We start from the raw sequence: 16,659 nt of genomic DNA on the forward strand, positions 1-16,659 counted from the left end.
CACACCGACGCCGGATTCCACTCATCCGTACGGCACAACACCCACCCGGTGCGACGCGTCCTTATGCTGAATCCATGAGCACATCTGTCCGCTTCGATCGCGGCCACACCGACGACCTGATGTCCTTCCTCGCCGCGAGCCCGTCGCCGTACCACGCGGTGGCGAACGCGGCCGCCCGGCTGGAGAAGGCCGGCTTCCGGCAGGTCGCCGAGACCGACGACTGGACCGAGGCATCGGCGGCCGGCGCCGCGGACTCGGCGGGCGGCAAGTACGTGCTCCGCGGCGGCGCCCTCATCGCCTGGTACGTCCCCGAAGGCGCGACCCCCGCGACCCCCTTCCGCATCGTCGGGGCGCACACCGACTCGCCGAACCTCCGCGTGAAGCCGATCCCGGACACGGGGGCGCGCGGCTGGCGGCAGATCGCGGTCGAGATCTACGGCGGCACGCTGCTCAACACCTGGCTCGACCGGGACCTGGGCCTGTCGGGCCGGGTGACGCTGCGGGACGGCAGCCATCGACTGGTCAACGTCGACCGGCCGCTGCTGCGCGTACCGCAGCTGGCCGTGCACCTGGACCGGTCGGTCAACGCCGACGGCCTCAAGCTCGACAAGCAGCGCCACATGACGCCGATCTGGGGCCTGGGCGAGGTCCAGGAGGGCGGCCTGATCTCCTTCGTCGAGGAGGAGGCGGGGCTCTCCGCCGGCGAGGTGCGCGGATGGGACCTGATGGTGCACAGCGTCGAGCCACCCGCCTACCTGGGCCGGGACCAGGAGCTGGTCGCCGGGCCGCGGATGGACAACCTGCTGTCGGTGCACGCTGGTACGGCCGCGCTCGCCGCCGCCTCCGCACAGGACGGCCTGACCTGCATCCCGGTGCTGGCCGCCTTCGACCACGAGGAGAACGGCAGCCAGTCCGACACCGGCGCCGACGGCCCGCTGCTGGGCACCGTGCTGGAGCGTTCGGTCTTCGCGCGCGGCGGCGGTTACGAGGACCGGGCGCGCGCCTTCGCCGGCACGGTCTGCCTGTCCTCCGACACCGGCCACGCCGTCCACCCGAACTACACCGAGCGGCACGAGCCGGGCCACCACCCGATGCCCAACGGCGGACCGATCCTGAAGGTCAACGTCAACCAGCGGTACGCCACCGACGGCGGCGGCCGCGCGGTCTTCGCCGACGCCTGCGAGCGGGCCGGCGTGCCGTGGCAGAACTTCGTCTCGAACAACTCCATGCCGTGCGGCACGACGATCGGCCCGATCACCGCCGCCCGGCACGGCATCACCACCGTCGACATCGGTGTCGCGATCCTCTCGATGCACTCGGCGCGCGAACTGTGCGGCGCCGAAGACCCGCATCTGCTGGCCGCGGCCCTGACAGCCTTCCTGGAGGGCTGAGTTGGAGTTCTCCCTGCTGGGTCCGGTCAGCGTCACCACCGCCGCGGGCGAACTCGCGCTCGGGCCCGCCAAGCGGCGCAGCGTGCTCGCGCTGCTGCTCCTGCGGCCCAACACCACCGTCCCGCTGGAGCAGTTGATCGACTCCCTGTGGGAGGACGAGCCGCCCGAGCACGCCCGTACGGTCGTGCAGGGACACGTGTCGCGGCTGCGCGCCACGCTCGCGGCGGGCGGCGCCGACGCGTACGGCGTGGAGCTGGCCACGCACGGCTCGGCGTACCTGCTGCGGCTTCCCGAAGAGCTGATCGACGCCCACCGCTTCGGTGAACTGGTCTCGCTGGCCCGGCCCGAGGCGGCACCGGCCGACGCCGTGCCGCTGCTGCGGGAGGCGCTCGGGCTGTGGCGCGGCCCCGCGCTGACCGGCACGGTCAGCAGCCCGCCGTTCGCCGCCGCCACGCACGCGCTGGACGAGCGGCGGTTGACGGCCGTGGAGACGCTGGCCCGCGCGCACAGCGCGCTGGGCGAGCACGCACAGGCCGCGTCCGTGCTGTACACCGCCGCGGTGCAGCACCCGCTGCGGGAGGGGCTGATCGCCGCCCTGATGCGGGCGCTGTTCCGTACGGGCCGCCAGTCGGACGCGCTGGACTGGTACCACCGCACCCGGCGGCTGCTCAGCGAGGAGCTGGGCGTCGATCCGGGTGCGCGGCTGCGGGGAGCGTACGAGGAGATCCTGCGGGCGGAGGAGGCGGCGCCGGGCACCGGCACGGTACCGGCAGCCCGCACGGCGGGCGCTCCGGGCGCCGGGGCCGGTACGGAGAGCGGTGCCGAACGGCCGGCGGCGGGGGTTTCACGTGAAACCGGGCCAACTGCCTCTGGCAGCACGGACGGTGGCGCCGGTACGGGCCCGGTCCCGCCCCGGCTGCTGCCCCGGCCACCGGCCCGCTTCCTCGGCCGCGGAGCGGCGCTTGACCGGCTCACCGCGGCGCTGACCGGCGACTCCGGTCCGGACAGCGACAGCCCGCTGGCGGTCGTGACCGGCCCGGCCGGGGTCGGCAAGACCGCGTGTGCCGTGCAGTGGGCACACCAGCACGCCGCCGACTTCCCCGACGGGCAGCTCTTCGCCGACCTGCGCGGTTTCGGGGAGGGCGACGCGACCGAACCGGCCGCCGTACTGCGCTTCTTCCTCACCGCACTGGGGACGCCGGAGGACGCCGTACCGTCGTCCCCCGCAGCCGCGTCCGCGCTGTACCGCTCGCTGGTCGCGGACCGTCGGCTGCTGGTCGTACTGGACAACGCCCGCAGCTCGGCACAGGTGCGGCCGCTGCTGCCCGGCGGCCCCGGCTGCGCCACCATCGTGACCAGCCGGAGCAGGCTGGACGGTCTCGTGGCCACGGACTGCGCCCGGCCGGTCGGGCTGCAGGTGTTCGGCGTGACGGAGGGCGTCGCGCTGCTGGGCGCGATGCTCGGCGCCGACCGGGTGGACGAGGACCCGGAGGCCGCCCGCGAGCTGGTCGAGCTGTGTGACGGGCTGCCGTTGGCGCTGCGCGCCGCGGTCGCCCAGCTGACCGCCCGGCCGCGCTGGCGGCTGGCCCGGCTGGCGGCCGCGCTGCGCGACGAGCGGCGCCGGCTGTCGCTGCTCTCCGCTGAGGACACCGGGATCGCCTCGGCGCTGCGGATGTCCGTGGCCCGGCTCTCGGCGGCCGACGCGCGGCTGCTGAGCGCGCTGGCGACCAGTACGGACGGACAGCTGAACGCCTCGGCGGCGGCGGCCCTGGCCGGCTCGGACCTGGAGCACACGCAGGACGGGCTGGCCCGGCTGGCCGAGATGCACCTGGTCGACGAGAAGGCCACGGACGTCTACACGATCAGCGCCCTGACCCAGCTCTTCGCCCGGGACGGTACGGGAGAGCCGGAAGGGACGGAGCCGAACAACTGAGGTACGGCACTGCTGGATTGACGGGCCGCTGATTGACGGTCCCGCGCCCGGGTACTCGGCGCGGGACCTGCCCGGAACCGCCGATCCAGAGGAGGCGCACATCATGGGCATCGGCTGGTGCATCGGTCTGCTCGCCGCCGGAGGAATCCTGACCTTCGCGGTGGACTGGCACATGGCCGGGGTCAACCTCGATCTCGTGGGTCTGATCCTGATGGCGGTCGGCATCATCGGTATCGCCGCTTACGTCAGCATCTTCAAGCGGCGGCGCATGCAGCCACCGCCGCCCGCGGCGCCCGTGATCGAGGAGACCCATCGGCACGGCTACGAGTGACGACACCGCGGCTCAGCAACCACCTCGACCGGCCCGGAGAACGAAGACCGGACCACCAAGGACTTGAAGGGGCGCCCGCGCGAGGACCGCGCGGGCGCCCCTTCTGTGTGCCTGCACGTCCCGTCATGTCCCGCACCCGCCCGGCCGACGTCTCGCGCGCGCCGTCCCACGCCGACGTCCTCGCAGGTCGGCACCGCTCCCGGGACGTCCTGGCGGGTGGGATGTCCCATGGGACACGACAGCCCCGGATTCCCCCTGTTCCCCGCCCAATGATGGTTCTCGTCGCCGAGGCGGCCGATCGGCACGACGCCCCGGCCGCCTCCGTCAAACGAGGGGAATCCATCATGTCGCAGACCGACGACACCACGTTCCGCACGACTTCCCGCACCCGGGGACCGGCCCGTACGCCCCGCAGGGCGGCGCTCCGCAGGGTCCTGCCCGCGATCGCCGCCGCGGGCATCGGCATCTCCGGCATCACGGCCTGCTCGGGCGGTGCCGCCAAGGCGGACACCGGTACCAAGGCCGCCGCGCAGACCACCGTCACGGCGCGGGACACCAAGGCCGACCTGACGACGCAGGGCGGCTCGGCCGCCACCATCACGAAGAACGCGGCCGGCAGCACCTTCCCGACCTGGGGGACGCGCTGGGTGGTGCACGCCTCGCCGGACACCAACTCGCCGTCCGTCGGCATGATCAACAAGGACGCGCCGGGCCAGGACAGGATCACGGCCGACTACCAGGTCAACACGGGCAAGAAGGTCTGCGAGGGCAGCTCCTGCTCGACCTACATGGCGCACCTCACCGGCCCGGTGACCGGCTTCCTCAGCGTCGTCGCGGTCGACATCCCGCAGGACTCGCTGCCGGGCGTGCCCGTACAGGGCGGCCCGCCGCCGGCCCCGACGCCCGGCGGCACCCGCGGCGAGGCGCTGCAGCGCGCGGCCACCTGGCTGACCGCCAACAACGGTGCGCAGGTGCCCTACAGCCAGGCGAAGAACTGGAAGGACGGCTACCGCCAGGACTGCTCCGGCTACGTCTCCATGGCGCTGAACCTGGGCGCCCCCGGCACCAACACCGTGGGCCTCACCAGCTCCAGGATCACCCGGCCGATCGCCGTCAACGACCTGAAGCCCGGTGACCTGCTCATCGACGCGGCGGGCGACAACAACACCCGGCACGTCGTGATGTTCGAGAAGTGGGACAACCCCGCGCACACCTCCTACACCGCGTACGAGCAGCGCGGCGGCCACGGCACCGACCACCGGTCCCTCACCTACGGGCTCAACGGCGGCGAGTTCAAGCCCTACCGCCCCGTGAAGTTCACGGACTGATCCGGGCGGTTTCCGGATCCTGTAACGAGAGGCACTTCCGCCGCAGGGGAGCGGAAGTGCCTCTCGCGGTGCGTGCCGCGGTTGTGCTGAAATGCCGTGCGTGCAAGGGAAACCGAACCGCACCACCAATCCCCGTCGCAAGCCGCTCGCACCCCTGCCCGACCAACTCGACGGACCGGTACGCGACTTCGTGTCCGGCCTGCGGCACATGCATGGCGAACTGGGTCTGAGCCTGAAGGACCTGGAAACCCGGCTGCCGGCCAGCAGATCCTCCCTGTCCCGTTACCTGCGCGGGCAGAGCCTGCCCGACGAGCGACTGCTCGTGCAGTGGTGCAAGCTCTCCTTCACCGGCGAGGACCGGCTGCCGGAGCTGGTACGGCTGCTGCACCTGGCCAACGAGGCAGCGGCGGGCGGCACGGAGAGCGCGGAGGTGTCCGGCAGCGCACCGATACAGCCGCCGAAAACCACACCCCGGCTGAAGCCGGTCCTCGTGGGCGCGGCCACGGCCGCGGTCCTCGCGGTCGCAGCCGTCGTGACGTGGAGCCTGATCGACGACAACGGCGCCTCGGGCCACGGTGTTTCACGTGAAACACCGGCGGCCAAGGGCACGGAGCGCATCACCGTCCACAACGTCGACAAGGAATGCCGGTCCAAGCACACGCGCGAATGCTCCATGGGGCTGGCCATGGACCCGTACCTGGCCTACCGGCCGTCCAACATCGGCGGTCACGTCTGGCACGGCGACCAGTTGACCGCCGAGTGCCGGATCGCCAACGGCGTCACCGTCACCGACGAGGTCGGCGGCCACAGCAGTATCTGGTTCGAGGTCCGGCAGGACGGCAAGGAGCTGTGGATGCCCGGCATCCGGATCGACCCCGACCAGCTTCAGTACTCGACGCTCGACAACTGCGAGTGATCGGGGTCCGCTCCCGGTTTACGCGTCGCTGTCCAGCCCCGCCAGGACGAGTCCGAGCCGGGCGGTCCCGTCCGCGGTGACCGTGACCGGCACGCCCCAGTCCTGCTGGTGCACATGGCAGGCCGGGTACTCGATGTCCGGGGCGTCGTCGCAGGACGCGGCCATGGCCGAGACGTGCAGCACGCCCTCGGTGACCCCGTCGGCGAGGACCAGGTCCCGGCCGAGGTCGGTGCCCGCGCCCTCGCCCTCCGCCAGCAGCTCCGGCGGGGTCGAGCTGACCAGCAGCCGGGTGGACGGGCCGTAGCGGGTGTCCAGCTTCTGCCCGGCCGGTGCCTGGAAGACCACGTCCAGCCGGAGCCGGCCGGGGGCCACCTCGGTGGCGGCGCGCTGGGTGCGGTGCGCGACCGACTCCACCCGTACCGCCTCCTCGGGCAGCCGCAGCCGGGTCAGCCGGTGCCGGGCCGACTCCACGACGACGATGTCGTCGCCGACGAGCACCGCGTCGGAGGGCTCGCGCAGATCGGTGGCGAGGGTCGTGACCTCGCCGGTCGCGCCCTCCTCAATCGGCGGAGTGAAGCGGCGCAGCGCGTGGTTGTACGTGTCCGAGACCGCGACCGAGCCGTCCGGCAGCGCGGTGACGCCCAGCGGGTGCTGCAGCAGCGCCTGGTCGGCGGCGCCGTCGCGGTGCCCGAAGTCGAAGAGGCCGGTGCCCACGGCCGTGTGCACGACGCCCTCGCGGTCGATCCAGCGCACCGCGCTGGTCTCGGAGTCGGCGATCCACAGCCGGTCCTCGGCGGCGGCCAGGCCCGACGGCTGCGCGAACCACGCCTCGGCGGCCGGCCCGTCCACCAGACCCTCGTTGGTGGTGCCCGCCGCGGCGCGTACGGTGCCCGTCTCCGGGTCGTACGTCCACAGCTGGTGCACGCCGGCCATGGCGATCCACACCCGGCCGTCGAAGTACGCCACGTCCCACGGCGAGGAGAGGTCCACCTCGCGGGCCGGGCCCTCGGTGGGCGAGCCCTGCCACCACTGCTTGCCGGTGCCGGCGACGGTCGCGACCTCGCCGGTGGCCGGGTCGAACGTGCGCAGCGCGTGGTTGACCGTGTCGGCGACGATCACCGTGCCGTCCGGCAGCAGCGCGAGGCCCTGCGGCTCGCTGAAGGCGGCCCGCTCGGCCGGGCCGTCCGCCAGGCCGCGCTCGCCGGTGCCGATCCGGCGCAGCACGCTCTCGCCGTCCTCGGCCAGCTCCACCAGCTGGTGCCGGGTGGTGTCGGAGACCAGGAAGGAGCCTGTGGGCAGCCGCAGCGCCTTGCCGGGGAAGCGGAGGTCGGTCGCGACCGGCTCGGGCGGTACGTACGGGCCGTCGCCGCGCCGCAGCGTGCCCTTCGCCTCGTGCTCCGCCTCCAGCTCCTCGACCAGCTTCTCGATGGCGTGGGCGTGGCCCTCACCGGCGTGCTGGGCGACGACGTAGCCCTCGGGGTCGATGACGACCAGCGTCGGCCAGGCGCGGACGGCGTACTGCTTCCAGGTGGCGAGCTCGGGGTCGTCCAGGACGGGGTGCTCGACCTCGTACCGCTCGACCGCGTCGACGACGGCCTGATGCTCCGCCTCGTGCACGAACTTCGGGGAGTGCACGCCGATGATCACGACGGTGTCGCGGTGCCGCTCCTCCAGCTCCCGCAGCTCGTCCAGTACATGCAGGCAGTTCACACAGCAGAACGTCCAGAAGTCCAGGACGACGATGCGTCCCCGCAGGTCGGAGAGGGTCAGATCCTTGTCGCCGGTGTTGAGCCAGCCGCCCTTGCCGATCAGCTCGGGGGCCCGGACGCGCGCACGTGAAGCCATGTGCACATTCAACGTCACGCGGCCGGGTGTGCATTCCGCCGGGGGGTGTGACGCTCGCCCAGGTGCACGGCGGCCCGGCGCGGGGCACAGATCCCGCATGAGATACCTGGTACGCGACCGGATCTTCGGGATCGGCGAGGACTACTGGATCGAGGACGAGACGGGCCGCAACGTCTACCTCGTCGACGGCAAGGCCCTCCGGATGCGGGAGACCTTCGAGATCAAGGACCGTGAAGGCCGGGTCTTGATCACATTGCGCAAAAAGGTGCTGAGCCTGCGCGACACGATGACGATCGAGCGGGACGACCGGGCCATCGCCACCATCCGGCGGAAGCGGCTGTCGCTGCTGCGCAACCACTACCGCGTGGAGCTGATCGACGGCACGGAGCTGGACGTCAGCGGCAAGATCCTGGACCGGGAGTTCGCGGTCGAGTACGACGGCGAGCTGCTGGCGGAGATCTCCCGGCGCTGGCTGACCGTGCGGGACACCTACGCGGTCAACGTGGTGCGGGAGGACGCCGACGCCGCGCTGCTCATCGCGATCGCCGTGTGCGTGATCCGGCTGGCGGAGCGGGAGCACGAGGACTGACCACCCGCGCTCCCCGCACCTCAGCCTGCGGCCGCCGGCCGCGGGTCACGGCTTCGGCAGCCCCAGCACGCGGTCCCGCAGCACGGGGAAGGAGTGCCGGGTCTTTCCCACCAGCTCGGGGTCCAGCTCGGCGCTGATGATCTCCTCGTCGGGCCCCGCCTCGGCGAGCACCTCGCCCCACGGATCGACGATCACACTGTGCCCGGCCTGCTCGACCCCGGCGTGCGTGCCGCCCGTGCCGCACGCGAGCACGTACGTCTGGTTCTCCACCGCCCGGGCGCGGGCCAGCAGCGACCAGTGCGCGCGGCGCCGCGCGGGCCAGCCGGCCGGTACGACCAAGGTCTGCGCGCCGGCGTCCACCAGCTGCCGGAACAGCTCGGGGAAGCGCAGGTCGTAACAGGTGGCCAGGCCGAGCGTGGTGTCCGGCAGCGCGACCGTCACCGGCTCGGTGCCGGCGCCCAGCAGCGTCGCCTCGCCCTTGTCGAAGCCGAAGCGGTGGATCTTGCGGTAGTGCGCGACGCGCTCGCCGTCGGGGGAGTAGACCAGCGAGGTGTTGTAGAGGACGCCGTCCCCGCCGCGCTCGATGATGGACCCGGCGTGCAGCCAGACGCCCGCGTCCCGCGCCGCCGCCGACATCGCCCGGTGGGTCGGGCCCGCGAGCTCCTCCGCGACCTCCTCGAACGCGTCGAAGGCGAAGGCGCCCACCGGCCACAGCTCGGGCAGCACGACGAGGTCCGCGTCCGCCTGGGAGCGCACGAGTGAAGCCACGCGCTCCCGGCGGGAATTGACCGGTTCCTGCTGGTCCACACCGACTTGGAGCAATGAAGCGCGCACAGTACCACCGCCTGGTCTTCCGAGCCCGGTCCGTCGTCAAAAAATGCCTACGATGGTCACCCGAAAGCACTGCCGGGGTGCCCGTGCGCAGCGTAACTTAACTGCACAGACAGCAGCCCGCGTACAAACCGTCCGAGGGGTCCCGTGACCGTCCACCCAGTCCTCCAGCCCTCCATCGACGCCTGGACGCACTCCATCGAAGCGATATCCGAGCTGGTGACGCCGCTCGTGGAAGGGGAGTGGAATCGCGCCACGGAATGCCCCGGCTGGTCGGTGCGGGACGTGGTGTCCCACCTCATCGGCCTGGACTGCGAGGCGCTGGGCGACCCCCGCCCCATCCACTCGCTGCCGCGCGATCTCTACCACGTGCGCAGCGAGTTCGCGCGGTACATGGAGATGCAGGTCGACGTCCGGCGGCACCACACGGGCCCGGAGATGACGGCGGAGCTGGAGTACACCGTCATCCGCCGCGCCCGGCAGCTGCGCAACGAGACGCGCGAGCCGGACGCGACGGTCCGCGGCCCGCAGGGCAAGGAGCAGACGCTCGAACACGCGCTGAAGGTGCGGGCCTTCGACACCTGGGTGCACGAGCAGGACATCCGCCGCGCGCTCGGCGAGCCCGGCAATCTCGACTCCCCCGGTGCCCACCTCACCCGCGATTTCCTGCTGCCGTCGCTGGCCAAGGTCGTCGCCAAGGACGCGGGCGCGCCGGCCGGCTCCGCCGTGGTGGTCGACGTGACAGGCCCGGTGGAGTTCATGCGGACCGTACGGGTCGACGAGCAGGGCCGCGGGACGGTCGACGGCAGCGTCTCGCTGGGCCCGGCCGTCACGCTCTCGATGGACTGGGAGACGTACGTCCGGCTGGCCTGCGGCCGGGTGCGGCCGGCGGCCGTCGCCGACCGGATCAAGACCGAGGGCGACCAGGAGCTGGCCGGGGCCGTGCTGGAGCACTTCGCGGTGACGCCGTAGGCACGGGGCGCGCGCCCGGAAGCGCACGCCCGGCCGGGGGCGGTCACACCGGTACGTGCACCGCCTCCACCCGGCTCGCCACCGTCCGCTCGCGCTCGCGGCGCGCCGCCCGCTTGCGCAGCCGCAGGATCTGGCTGAGGCCGAGCGCCTCCAGGACGAAGACCGTCGCGAACGCGATGCGGTAGTTGTCGCCGGTGGCGTCCAGCAGCACGCCGACCGCCAGCAGGGTCGTCATCGAGGCGGTGAAGCCGCCCATGTTGACGATGCCCGAGGCGGTGCCCTGGCGCTCCGGCGGGTTGGCGGGGCGGGCGAAGTCGAAACCGATCATCGAGGCCGGGCCGCACGCGCCGAGCACGACGCAGGTGAGAACCAGCAGCGCCATCGGCGCGTGCCCCGGCCAGCCGAGCATGGCGGCCCACAGCGTCGCCGTGGCGCCGACGGTACCGAGCGCCAGCGGCATCCGGGCCGCGTGGTGGCGGGCGATGACCTGCCCGTAGACCAGCCCGGAGGCCATGTTCGAGACCACGATGAGCGTCAGCAGCCCGCCGGCCGCGGTCTCGGTCAGCCCCTGCGCCTCGACGAGGAACGGCATCCCCCACAGCAGCAGGAAGAACATCGCGGGGAACTGCGTGGTGAAGTGCACCCACATGCCGAGGCGGGTGCCGGGCTCGCGCCAGCACTGGGAGATCTGCTGCCGTACGTAGCTTCCGCCGGCCGCCGACGGACCCGCGGGCGCCGGCTCGAAGCCCTCGGGGTGGTCCTTGAGGAAGAGCAGGACCAGCGCGATCACCGCGATGCCGCAGACGGCGCTGCCCGCGAAGGTCGGGGTCCAGCCGAGGGTGTCCAGCAGCCGGGCCAGCACGAGGGTGGAGACGAGGTTGCCGGACATGCCGATGAGCGCGGCGATCTGCGCGATCATCGGGCCGCGCCGGGCCGGGAACCAGCGCGTGCCCAGCCGCAGCACGCTGATGAACGTCATCGCGTCGCCGCAGCCCAGCAGCGCGCGGGAGATCAGCGCCATGCCGTACGAGCCGGACAGCGCGAAGCCGAGCTGGCCGACGGTGTAGAGCGTCGCGCCGAGGATCAGGACCTTCTTCGGGCCCATCCGGTCGACCATCAGGCCGACGGGTATCTGCATGCCCGCGTAGACCAGCAGCTGCAGGATCGAGAAGGTCGACAGCGCCGAGGCGTTGATGTGGAAGCGCTCGGCCGCGTCTAGCCCGGCGACGCCGAGGCTGGTGCGGTAGATGATCGCGACGAAGTAGACGGCGACGCCGATGCCCCAGACCCACATGGCCCGCCGGCCGCCGGGCGGGTCGCCGGGCAGCGACATCGGGGTGCTCTGCGCGGTACTCATCGCACGTCCCCCTGGGCGAGGTTGCGCACCCAGCTGACGTGCCGGTGCACGGCGGCGGTGGCCGCCTCGGGGTCACCGGCCCGCAGCGCTTCGAGGATCTCGGCGTGCTCGGCGATGTTCTTCGCGATCCGGTCCGGGTGCGCGTGCATCACCGCGACGCCCATCCGCAGCTGGCGGTCGCGCAGCTGCTCGTAGAGCCGGTCCAGGATCTGGTTGCCCGCGCTGCGCACGATGGCGGCGTGGAAGGCGCGGTCGGTGACCGAGACGGCGGCCAGGTCGCCGGCGGCGACCTGCTCCCGCATGGTCGCGAGCAGCGACTCCAGCTCCTCGATCAGCGCGGCCTGCGCGGGCACGGCCTTGCGCGCCGCGTGCTCCTCGACCAGCAGCCGGGTCTCCACGACGTCCGCGATCTCCTGCGCGGAGACCGGCAGGACCAGCGCGCCCTTCTTCGGGTAGAGCTTGATCAGCCCCTCGACCTCCAGCCGCAGCAGCGCCTCGCGTACGGGCGTCCGCGACACCCCGACGGCCTCGGCGAGCTCCCCCTCGGTGAGCAGCATGCCGCCCTCGTAGCGGCGCTCGAGGACGGCGTGCTTGACGTGCGCGTACACCCGCTCGGCAGCGGGCGGCTGCTTCACGGGGGCGGGAGAGGCTGAGGCTGATGGCATGCGCACAGGATAGATACAACAGGTATGCGTCCGCGACCGCGTCCATCATGCGGACCCGCGACGGCCCCGATCAGCGCGTTCTACAACCGGCCCGCCTCCGTGAGGCGGCGGACGACCTGGCGGAAGGCCGGGGCGCAGACGGCGAAGTCGTCGGCGTTGTGCCAGGCGACCTCGGCGATCTCGCGGCCGGGGACCGGGTCCACGGTGGCCGGGCCGCCCGTGAAGCAGGTCATGTGCAGGCGACGCCCCGCACGGCCGTGCGCCTCGTCGTGGACGGTGAACGCCTCGGTCAGCTCGCCCGCCGGAATCCGCACGCCGACCTCCTCGGCCAGCTCGCGGGAGAGCGCCTCCGCGGCCGTCTCGCCGGGCTCGTACTTGCCGCCGGGCAGGTAGAAGGTGTCGTTGCCGCGGGTGCGGACGCTCAGCAGGCGGCCGTCCCTGATGTGCAGCCAGGCGACGGACCGCAGGGGCGGAAGGCCGTCCGGGGCGGCGGTGTCAGTAGTGATCTGTGTATCAGTCATGACGGCGACGGTAGGCAGAGCGGCGCGGCGAGACCAATTTCTTTTCGCCGATGCCGCCCTGCCGGGCCGCTCGCTCGCGTACTACGACCAGGTGATCAGGCGCTTCGGGCGTTCCAGGATCGCGGCGGTGTCCGCGAGGACCTTGGAGCCCAGCTCGCCGTCGACCAGGCGGTGGTCGAAGGAGAGCGCCAGGGTCGTCACCTGGCGCGGCTTGACCTTGCCCTTGTGGACCCAGGGCTGTTCCTTGACCGCGCCGAAGGCGAGGATCGCGGACTCACCGGGGTTCAGGATGGGCGTACCGGTGTCGACGCCGAAGACGCCGACGTTGGTGATGGTGACCGTGCCGCCGGCCATGTCCGCCGGGGAGGTCTTGCCTTCCCGGGCCGTGGCGACCAGCTCGCCCAGCGACGAGGCGAGCTGCGGGAGCGTCCTGGCGCCCGCGTCCTTGATGTTCGGCACGATCAGGCCGCGCGGGGTGGCGGCCGCGATGCCCAGGTTCACGTAGTCCTTGCGGACGATCTCCTGGTTCTCCTCGTCCCAGGAGGCGTTGATCTCCGGGTGGCGCTTGATGGCGACCAGGAACGCCTTGGCGACGAGGAGGAGCGGATTGACGCGGACGCCCGCCATGTCGGGGTCCTGCTTCAGCTCCTGTACGAGCTTCATCGTGCGGGTCACGTCGACGGTGATGAACTCCGTGACGTGCGGCGCGGTGAAGGCGGAGCTCACCATCGCCTGTGCGGTGGCCTTGCGCACGCCCTTGACCGGGATGCGGGTCTCCCGGGCCGCGGCGACGGCCTCGGGGGCCGGCGCGGGCTCGTGCGGGGCCGGCGCCACGTCGTACTCCGGCACGGTGGCGGGCGCGGGCGCGGCCGCCGCGTGCACGTCCTCGCGGGTGATGATCCCGTCGGGGCCGCTGGGCACGACCGTGGCCAGGTCGATGCCGAGGTCCTTGGCGAGCTTGCGGACGGGCGGCTTGGCCAGCGGACGCTCGCCGCCCGCCGGAGCCGCAGGAGCGCCCGCCGGAGCCTCGGGAGCGGCAGAAACGCCCGCCGGAGCCCCGGGAGCGGCCGGAGCCGCGGGCCCGCCTGCCGGCGTTTCACGTGAAACCGGCGCGGGCTGCACCGCGTACCCGTTCAACTCCGCCTGCACGGCCGCCTGCGCGCCGTTCGCGGCACCGGGCTGCGCCTTGCGCGCGCGCCGCTTCGTCGAGGACGGCGCGGCGCCGTAGCCGACCAGGACGGCCTTGCGGCCCTCCTCGCCACCCTCGGCGGCCGGCTCGGCGGCTTCCGGAGCGGCCGCCGGGGCCTCGACGGGTCCGGCACCCGGATCGGTGTCCACGGTGATGATGACCGTGCCGACGTCGACGGTGGTGCCCTCGCCGAACCGCAGCTGGTGCACCACCCCGTCGTACGGGATGGGGAGTTCGACGGCCGCCTTGGCGGTCTCGACCTCGCAGACGACCTGGCCGTCGGCGACAGTGTCACCCTCGGCGACGTACCACTTGAGGATCTCCGCCTCGGTGAGTCCCTCGCCCACGTCGGGCATCTTGAACTCGCGGAAGCGCTGATCGGTTGCAGTCATGGTCACGACTCTCCTCAAGCCCTTCAGTACGCCAGCGACCGGTCGACGGCGTCGAGTACCCGGTCCAGGTTCGGAAGGTACTCGTCCTCCAGCCGGGACGGCGGGTAGGGGGCGTGGTAGCCGCCCACCCGCAGCACCGGCGCCTCCAGGTGGTAGAAGCACCGCTCGGTGATGCGGGCGGCGATCTCCGCGCCGGAGCCGAGGAAGACCGGCGCCTCGTGCACGACGACCATGCGGCGGGTCTTCTCGACCGAGGACTGCAGCGTGTCGAAGTCGATCGGGGAGAGGGAGCGCAGGTCGACGATCTCGATCGACTTGCCCTCCTCGGCGGCGACCTGCGCGACGTCCTGGCAGACCTTGACCATCGGGCCGTACGCGGCGAGCGTCAGGTCGCTGCCCTCGCGGGCGACGCGGGCCTTGTGCAGCGGGTGCGGCAGGGCTTCGGTGTCCAGCGCGGACTTGTCGTGATAGCGGCGCTTGGGCTCGAAGTAGATGACCGGGTCGTCGCCGGCGATGGCCTGCTGGAGCATCCAGTAGGCGTCCGAGGAGTTCGACGGGGTGATCACCTTCAGCCCTGCGACGTGCGCGAAGAGCACCTCGGGCGACTCGGAGTGGTGCTCGACCGCGCCGATCGCGCCGCCGTAGGGGATGCGGATGACGACCGGCATCTTGATCTTGCCGAGCGCGCGGGCGTGCATCTTGGCGAGCTGGGTGACGATCTGGTCGTACGCGGGGAAGACGAAGCCGTCGAACTGGATCTCCACGACCGGGCGGTAGCCGCGCAGGGCCATGCCGATCGCGGTGCCGACGATGCCGGACTCGGCGAGCGGGGTGTCGATCACCCGGTCCTCGCCGAAGTCCTTCTGCAGGCCGTCGGTGACGCGGAAGACGCCGCCGAGCTTGCCCACGTCCTCGCCCATGACGAGGACCTTGGGGTCGGCCTCCATGGCGGTGCGCAGCGATTCGTTGATCGCCTTGGCGATGGTGATCTTCTCGAAGACGGCCATGTCAGTTCTCCTCCGCGAACGCGGCCTGGTACGCGGCGAACTGGGCGCGCTCCTCGTCGACGAGCGCGTGCCCATCGGCGTAGACGTGCTCGAACATCGCCATGTCGTCGGGGTTCGGCATGGTGCGCACGGCGTCCCGCACGCGCTTGCCGAGCGCCTCGTCCTCCTTCTCGACGGACGCGAAGAACGCCTCGTCGGCCATCCCCTCGGCCTCGAGGTATCGGCGCAGCCGCAGGATCGGGTCCTTGGCCTCCCAGGCCAGCAGCTCGTCGTTGCCGCGGTAGCGCGTCGGGTCGTCGGAGGTGGTGTGGGCGCCCATGCGGTACGTGAACGCCTCGACGAGCATCGGGCCCTGGCCCGTCCGCGCGCGCTCCAGCGCCGCCTTGGTGACCGCGAGGACGGCGAGCACGTCGTTGCCGTCGACCCGTACGCCGGGGAAGCCGTAGCCGCGGGCGCGCTGGAAGAGCGGCACCCGGGTCTGCTTCTCGGTCGGCTCGGAGATCGCCCACTGGTTGTTCTGGCAGAAGAACACCACGGGCGCGTTGTAGACGGCGGCGAAGGTGAAGGACTCGGCGACGTCACCCTGGCTGGACGCACCGTCACCGAAATAGGCGATGACGGCGGAGTCGGCGCCGTCCTTCTGCACGCCCATGGCATAGCCCGTCGCGTGCAGCGTCTGCGAGCCGATCACGATCGTGTACAGGTGGAAGTTGTTGCTGTTCGGGTCCCAGCCGCCGTGGTTGACGCCGCGGAACATGCCCAGCAGGTTCGTCGGGTCCACCCCGCGGACCCAGGCGACGCCGTGCTCGCGGTAGGTGGGGAAGACGTAGTCGTCGTCGCGCAGGGCGCGCGCGGAACCGATCTGCGCGGCCTCCTGGCCCAGCAGCGAGGGCCACAGGCCCAGCTCGCCCTGGCGCTGGAGGGTGGTCGCCTCGGCGTCGAACTTCCGCGTGAGCACCATGTCGCGGTACAGGCCGCGCAGCTCGTCGGCGGACAGGTCGATCGCGTACTCCGGATGCTCGACGCGCTCGCCCTCCGGGGTGAGCAGCTGGACGAACTGGTCCGGGTCCTGCTCCGCTGAAGCCTTGGCCCGCGGCTTGGCCGGGGCTTTCTTCGCGGTCGTGCGCTTTCCGCTACCGCGTGTGGCTTTTCGTGCGGCACTGCTGTCCACGGTCACGTGCTGCTCCTCCGTCTGTCCGGCCCCCGGGGTCCGCCGGTGGCCGTATTGCGGCTCACCCGGTATCCGATACGGCGCACGGGGTGTGTGCGAACGCGGTCAGGCCCGGGTGGAACAAAACTGCCCCGGACGTGGCCTGCCCATGCACGTTACCCATTTCCCGAGCCTAAGCGAAAACGGCCCTGACCTGCGATTTTGCTTGGATTTCCAAGTAA

Annotated in this window: 15 protein-coding genes; 7 read left to right on the top strand and 8 right to left on the bottom strand. The window is 72.0% G+C overall.

All coding sequences use genetic code 11. The features are described from left to right. The first annotated feature begins 74 nt into the window (after window positions 1-74). From ABT381_RS02430 to ABT381_RS02450, 5 genes are all read left to right on the top strand, one after another. A complete protein-coding gene (locus tag ABT381_RS02430; RefSeq protein ID WP_351586744.1) occupies window positions 75-1,391 on the top strand; it encodes a M18 family aminopeptidase in 1,317 nt (438 codons plus the stop codon). Window position 1,392: 1 nt separating this feature from the next. Further along, a complete protein-coding gene (locus ABT381_RS02435) occupies window positions 1,393-3,324 on the top strand; it encodes an AfsR/SARP family transcriptional regulator (protein WP_351586746.1) in 1,932 nt (643 codons plus the stop codon). 103 nt (window positions 3,325-3,427) lie between these two features. After that, window positions 3,428-3,655 carry a DUF6458 family protein gene (locus ABT381_RS02440; RefSeq protein ID WP_031050192.1) on the top strand — a complete coding sequence of 76 codons (228 nt, stop codon included), beginning with the start codon at window positions 3,428-3,430 and terminating at the stop codon, window positions 3,653-3,655. A gap of 344 nt (window positions 3,656-3,999) precedes the next feature. Continuing rightward, the gene (locus ABT381_RS02445) at window positions 4,000-4,983 is read left to right on the top strand and encodes a hypothetical protein (protein ID WP_351586748.1); all 984 of its coding nucleotides are present in this window, start codon (window positions 4,000-4,002) and stop codon (window positions 4,981-4,983) included. A gap of 91 nt (window positions 4,984-5,074) precedes the next feature. Beyond that, on the top strand, window positions 5,075-5,899 hold the full coding sequence (locus tag ABT381_RS02450) for a helix-turn-helix domain-containing protein (protein WP_467754740.1): 825 nt from the start codon (window positions 5,075-5,077) through the stop codon (window positions 5,897-5,899). A gap of 18 nt (window positions 5,900-5,917) precedes the next feature. Here the strand turns inward: ABT381_RS02450 and ABT381_RS02455 are convergent, their stop codons facing one another. Further along, the gene (locus tag ABT381_RS02455) at window positions 5,918-7,744 is read right to left on the bottom strand and encodes an NHL domain-containing thioredoxin family protein (protein ID WP_351586752.1); all 1,827 of its coding nucleotides are present in this window, start codon (window positions 7,742-7,744) and stop codon (window positions 5,918-5,920) included. A 97-nt stretch (window positions 7,745-7,841) separates the two neighbouring features. Here ABT381_RS02455 and ABT381_RS02460 point away from each other — a divergent pair, with 97 nt between their 5' ends. Further along, on the top strand, window positions 7,842-8,333 hold the full coding sequence (locus ABT381_RS02460) for an LURP-one-related/scramblase family protein (RefSeq protein WP_351586754.1): 492 nt from the start codon (window positions 7,842-7,844) through the stop codon (window positions 8,331-8,333). Between the two features lie 45 nt (window positions 8,334-8,378). Here ABT381_RS02460 and ABT381_RS02465 read toward each other — a convergent pair whose 3' ends face one another. Then, window positions 8,379-9,167 (bottom strand): carbon-nitrogen family hydrolase, encoded by a 789-nt coding sequence (locus ABT381_RS02465; RefSeq protein ID WP_351586756.1) that lies wholly within the window; start codon window positions 9,165-9,167, stop codon window positions 8,379-8,381. Between the two features lie 144 nt (window positions 9,168-9,311). Here ABT381_RS02465 and ABT381_RS02470 point away from each other — a divergent pair, with 144 nt between their 5' ends. After that, on the top strand, window positions 9,312-10,136 hold the full coding sequence (locus tag ABT381_RS02470; protein ID WP_351586758.1) for a maleylpyruvate isomerase family mycothiol-dependent enzyme: 825 nt from the start codon (window positions 9,312-9,314) through the stop codon (window positions 10,134-10,136). A gap of 43 nt (window positions 10,137-10,179) precedes the next feature. On the opposite strand, the gene ABT381_RS02475 is transcribed toward ABT381_RS02470, so the two are convergent. The 6 genes from ABT381_RS02475 to pdhA form a co-directional block, all read right to left on the bottom strand. Continuing rightward, the gene (locus ABT381_RS02475; RefSeq protein ID WP_351586760.1) at window positions 10,180-11,493 is read right to left on the bottom strand and encodes an MFS transporter; all 1,314 of its coding nucleotides are present in this window, start codon (window positions 11,491-11,493) and stop codon (window positions 10,180-10,182) included. Further along, the gene (locus tag ABT381_RS02480) at window positions 11,490-12,158 is read right to left on the bottom strand and encodes a GntR family transcriptional regulator (protein WP_351586762.1); all 669 of its coding nucleotides are present in this window, start codon (window positions 12,156-12,158) and stop codon (window positions 11,490-11,492) included. The genes ABT381_RS02475 and ABT381_RS02480 overlap by 4 nt, the downstream gene beginning before the upstream one ends. A gap of 80 nt (window positions 12,159-12,238) precedes the next feature. Beyond that, complete coding sequence (locus tag ABT381_RS02485; protein WP_351586764.1) at window positions 12,239-12,679, bottom strand: NUDIX hydrolase; 441 nt, start codon at window positions 12,677-12,679, stop codon at window positions 12,239-12,241. 81 nt (window positions 12,680-12,760) lie between these two features. Then, complete coding sequence (locus tag ABT381_RS02490; RefSeq protein ID WP_351586766.1) at window positions 12,761-14,260, bottom strand: dihydrolipoamide acetyltransferase family protein; 1,500 nt, start codon at window positions 14,258-14,260, stop codon at window positions 12,761-12,763. 23 nt (window positions 14,261-14,283) lie between these two features. Beyond that, the gene (locus ABT381_RS02495) at window positions 14,284-15,267 is read right to left on the bottom strand and encodes an alpha-ketoacid dehydrogenase subunit beta (protein ID WP_351586768.1); all 984 of its coding nucleotides are present in this window, start codon (window positions 15,265-15,267) and stop codon (window positions 14,284-14,286) included. A gap of 1 nt (window position 15,268) precedes the next feature. Continuing rightward, complete coding sequence (pdhA, locus tag ABT381_RS02500) at window positions 15,269-16,444, bottom strand: pyruvate dehydrogenase (acetyl-transferring) E1 component subunit alpha (protein WP_351586770.1); 1,176 nt, start codon at window positions 16,442-16,444, stop codon at window positions 15,269-15,271. Window positions 16,445-16,659: the final 215 nt, after the last annotated feature.

This window comes from Streptomyces sp. NPDC000151 (assembly GCF_040301705.1).
Classification (GTDB): domain Bacteria; phylum Actinomycetota; class Actinomycetes; order Streptomycetales; family Streptomycetaceae; genus Streptomyces.

What these genes read in the sequence shown, in the direction of transcription:
- ABT381_RS02485 (WP_351586764.1), bottom strand. Translation starts at nt 12,679, where the DNA reads ATGACTGATACACAGATCACTACTGACACCGCCGCCCCGGACGGCCTT.
- ABT381_RS02430 (WP_351586744.1), top strand. Translation starts at nt 75, where the DNA reads ATGAGCACATCTGTCCGCTTCGATCGCGGCCACACCGACGACCTGATG.
- ABT381_RS02460 (WP_351586754.1), top strand. Translation starts at nt 7,842, where the DNA reads ATGAGATACCTGGTACGCGACCGGATCTTCGGGATCGGCGAGGACTAC.
- ABT381_RS02490 (WP_351586766.1), bottom strand. Translation starts at nt 14,260, where the DNA reads ATGACTGCAACCGATCAGCGCTTCCGCGAGTTCAAGATGCCCGACGTG.
- ABT381_RS02455 (WP_351586752.1), bottom strand. Translation starts at nt 7,744, where the DNA reads ATGGCTTCACGTGCGCGCGTCCGGGCCCCCGAGCTGATCGGCAAGGGC.
- ABT381_RS02475 (WP_351586760.1), bottom strand. Translation starts at nt 11,493, where the DNA reads ATGAGTACCGCGCAGAGCACCCCGATGTCGCTGCCCGGCGACCCGCCC.
- ABT381_RS02495 (WP_351586768.1), bottom strand. Translation starts at nt 15,267, where the DNA reads ATGGCCGTCTTCGAGAAGATCACCATCGCCAAGGCGATCAACGAATCG.
- ABT381_RS02480 (WP_351586762.1), bottom strand. Translation starts at nt 12,158, where the DNA reads ATGCCATCAGCCTCAGCCTCTCCCGCCCCCGTGAAGCAGCCGCCCGCT.
- ABT381_RS02440 (WP_031050192.1), top strand. Translation starts at nt 3,428, where the DNA reads ATGGGCATCGGCTGGTGCATCGGTCTGCTCGCCGCCGGAGGAATCCTG.
- ABT381_RS02450 (WP_467754740.1), top strand. Translation starts at nt 5,075, where the DNA reads ATGCCGTGCGTGCAAGGGAAACCGAACCGCACCACCAATCCCCGTCGC.
- ABT381_RS02445 (WP_351586748.1), top strand. Translation starts at nt 4,000, where the DNA reads ATGTCGCAGACCGACGACACCACGTTCCGCACGACTTCCCGCACCCGG.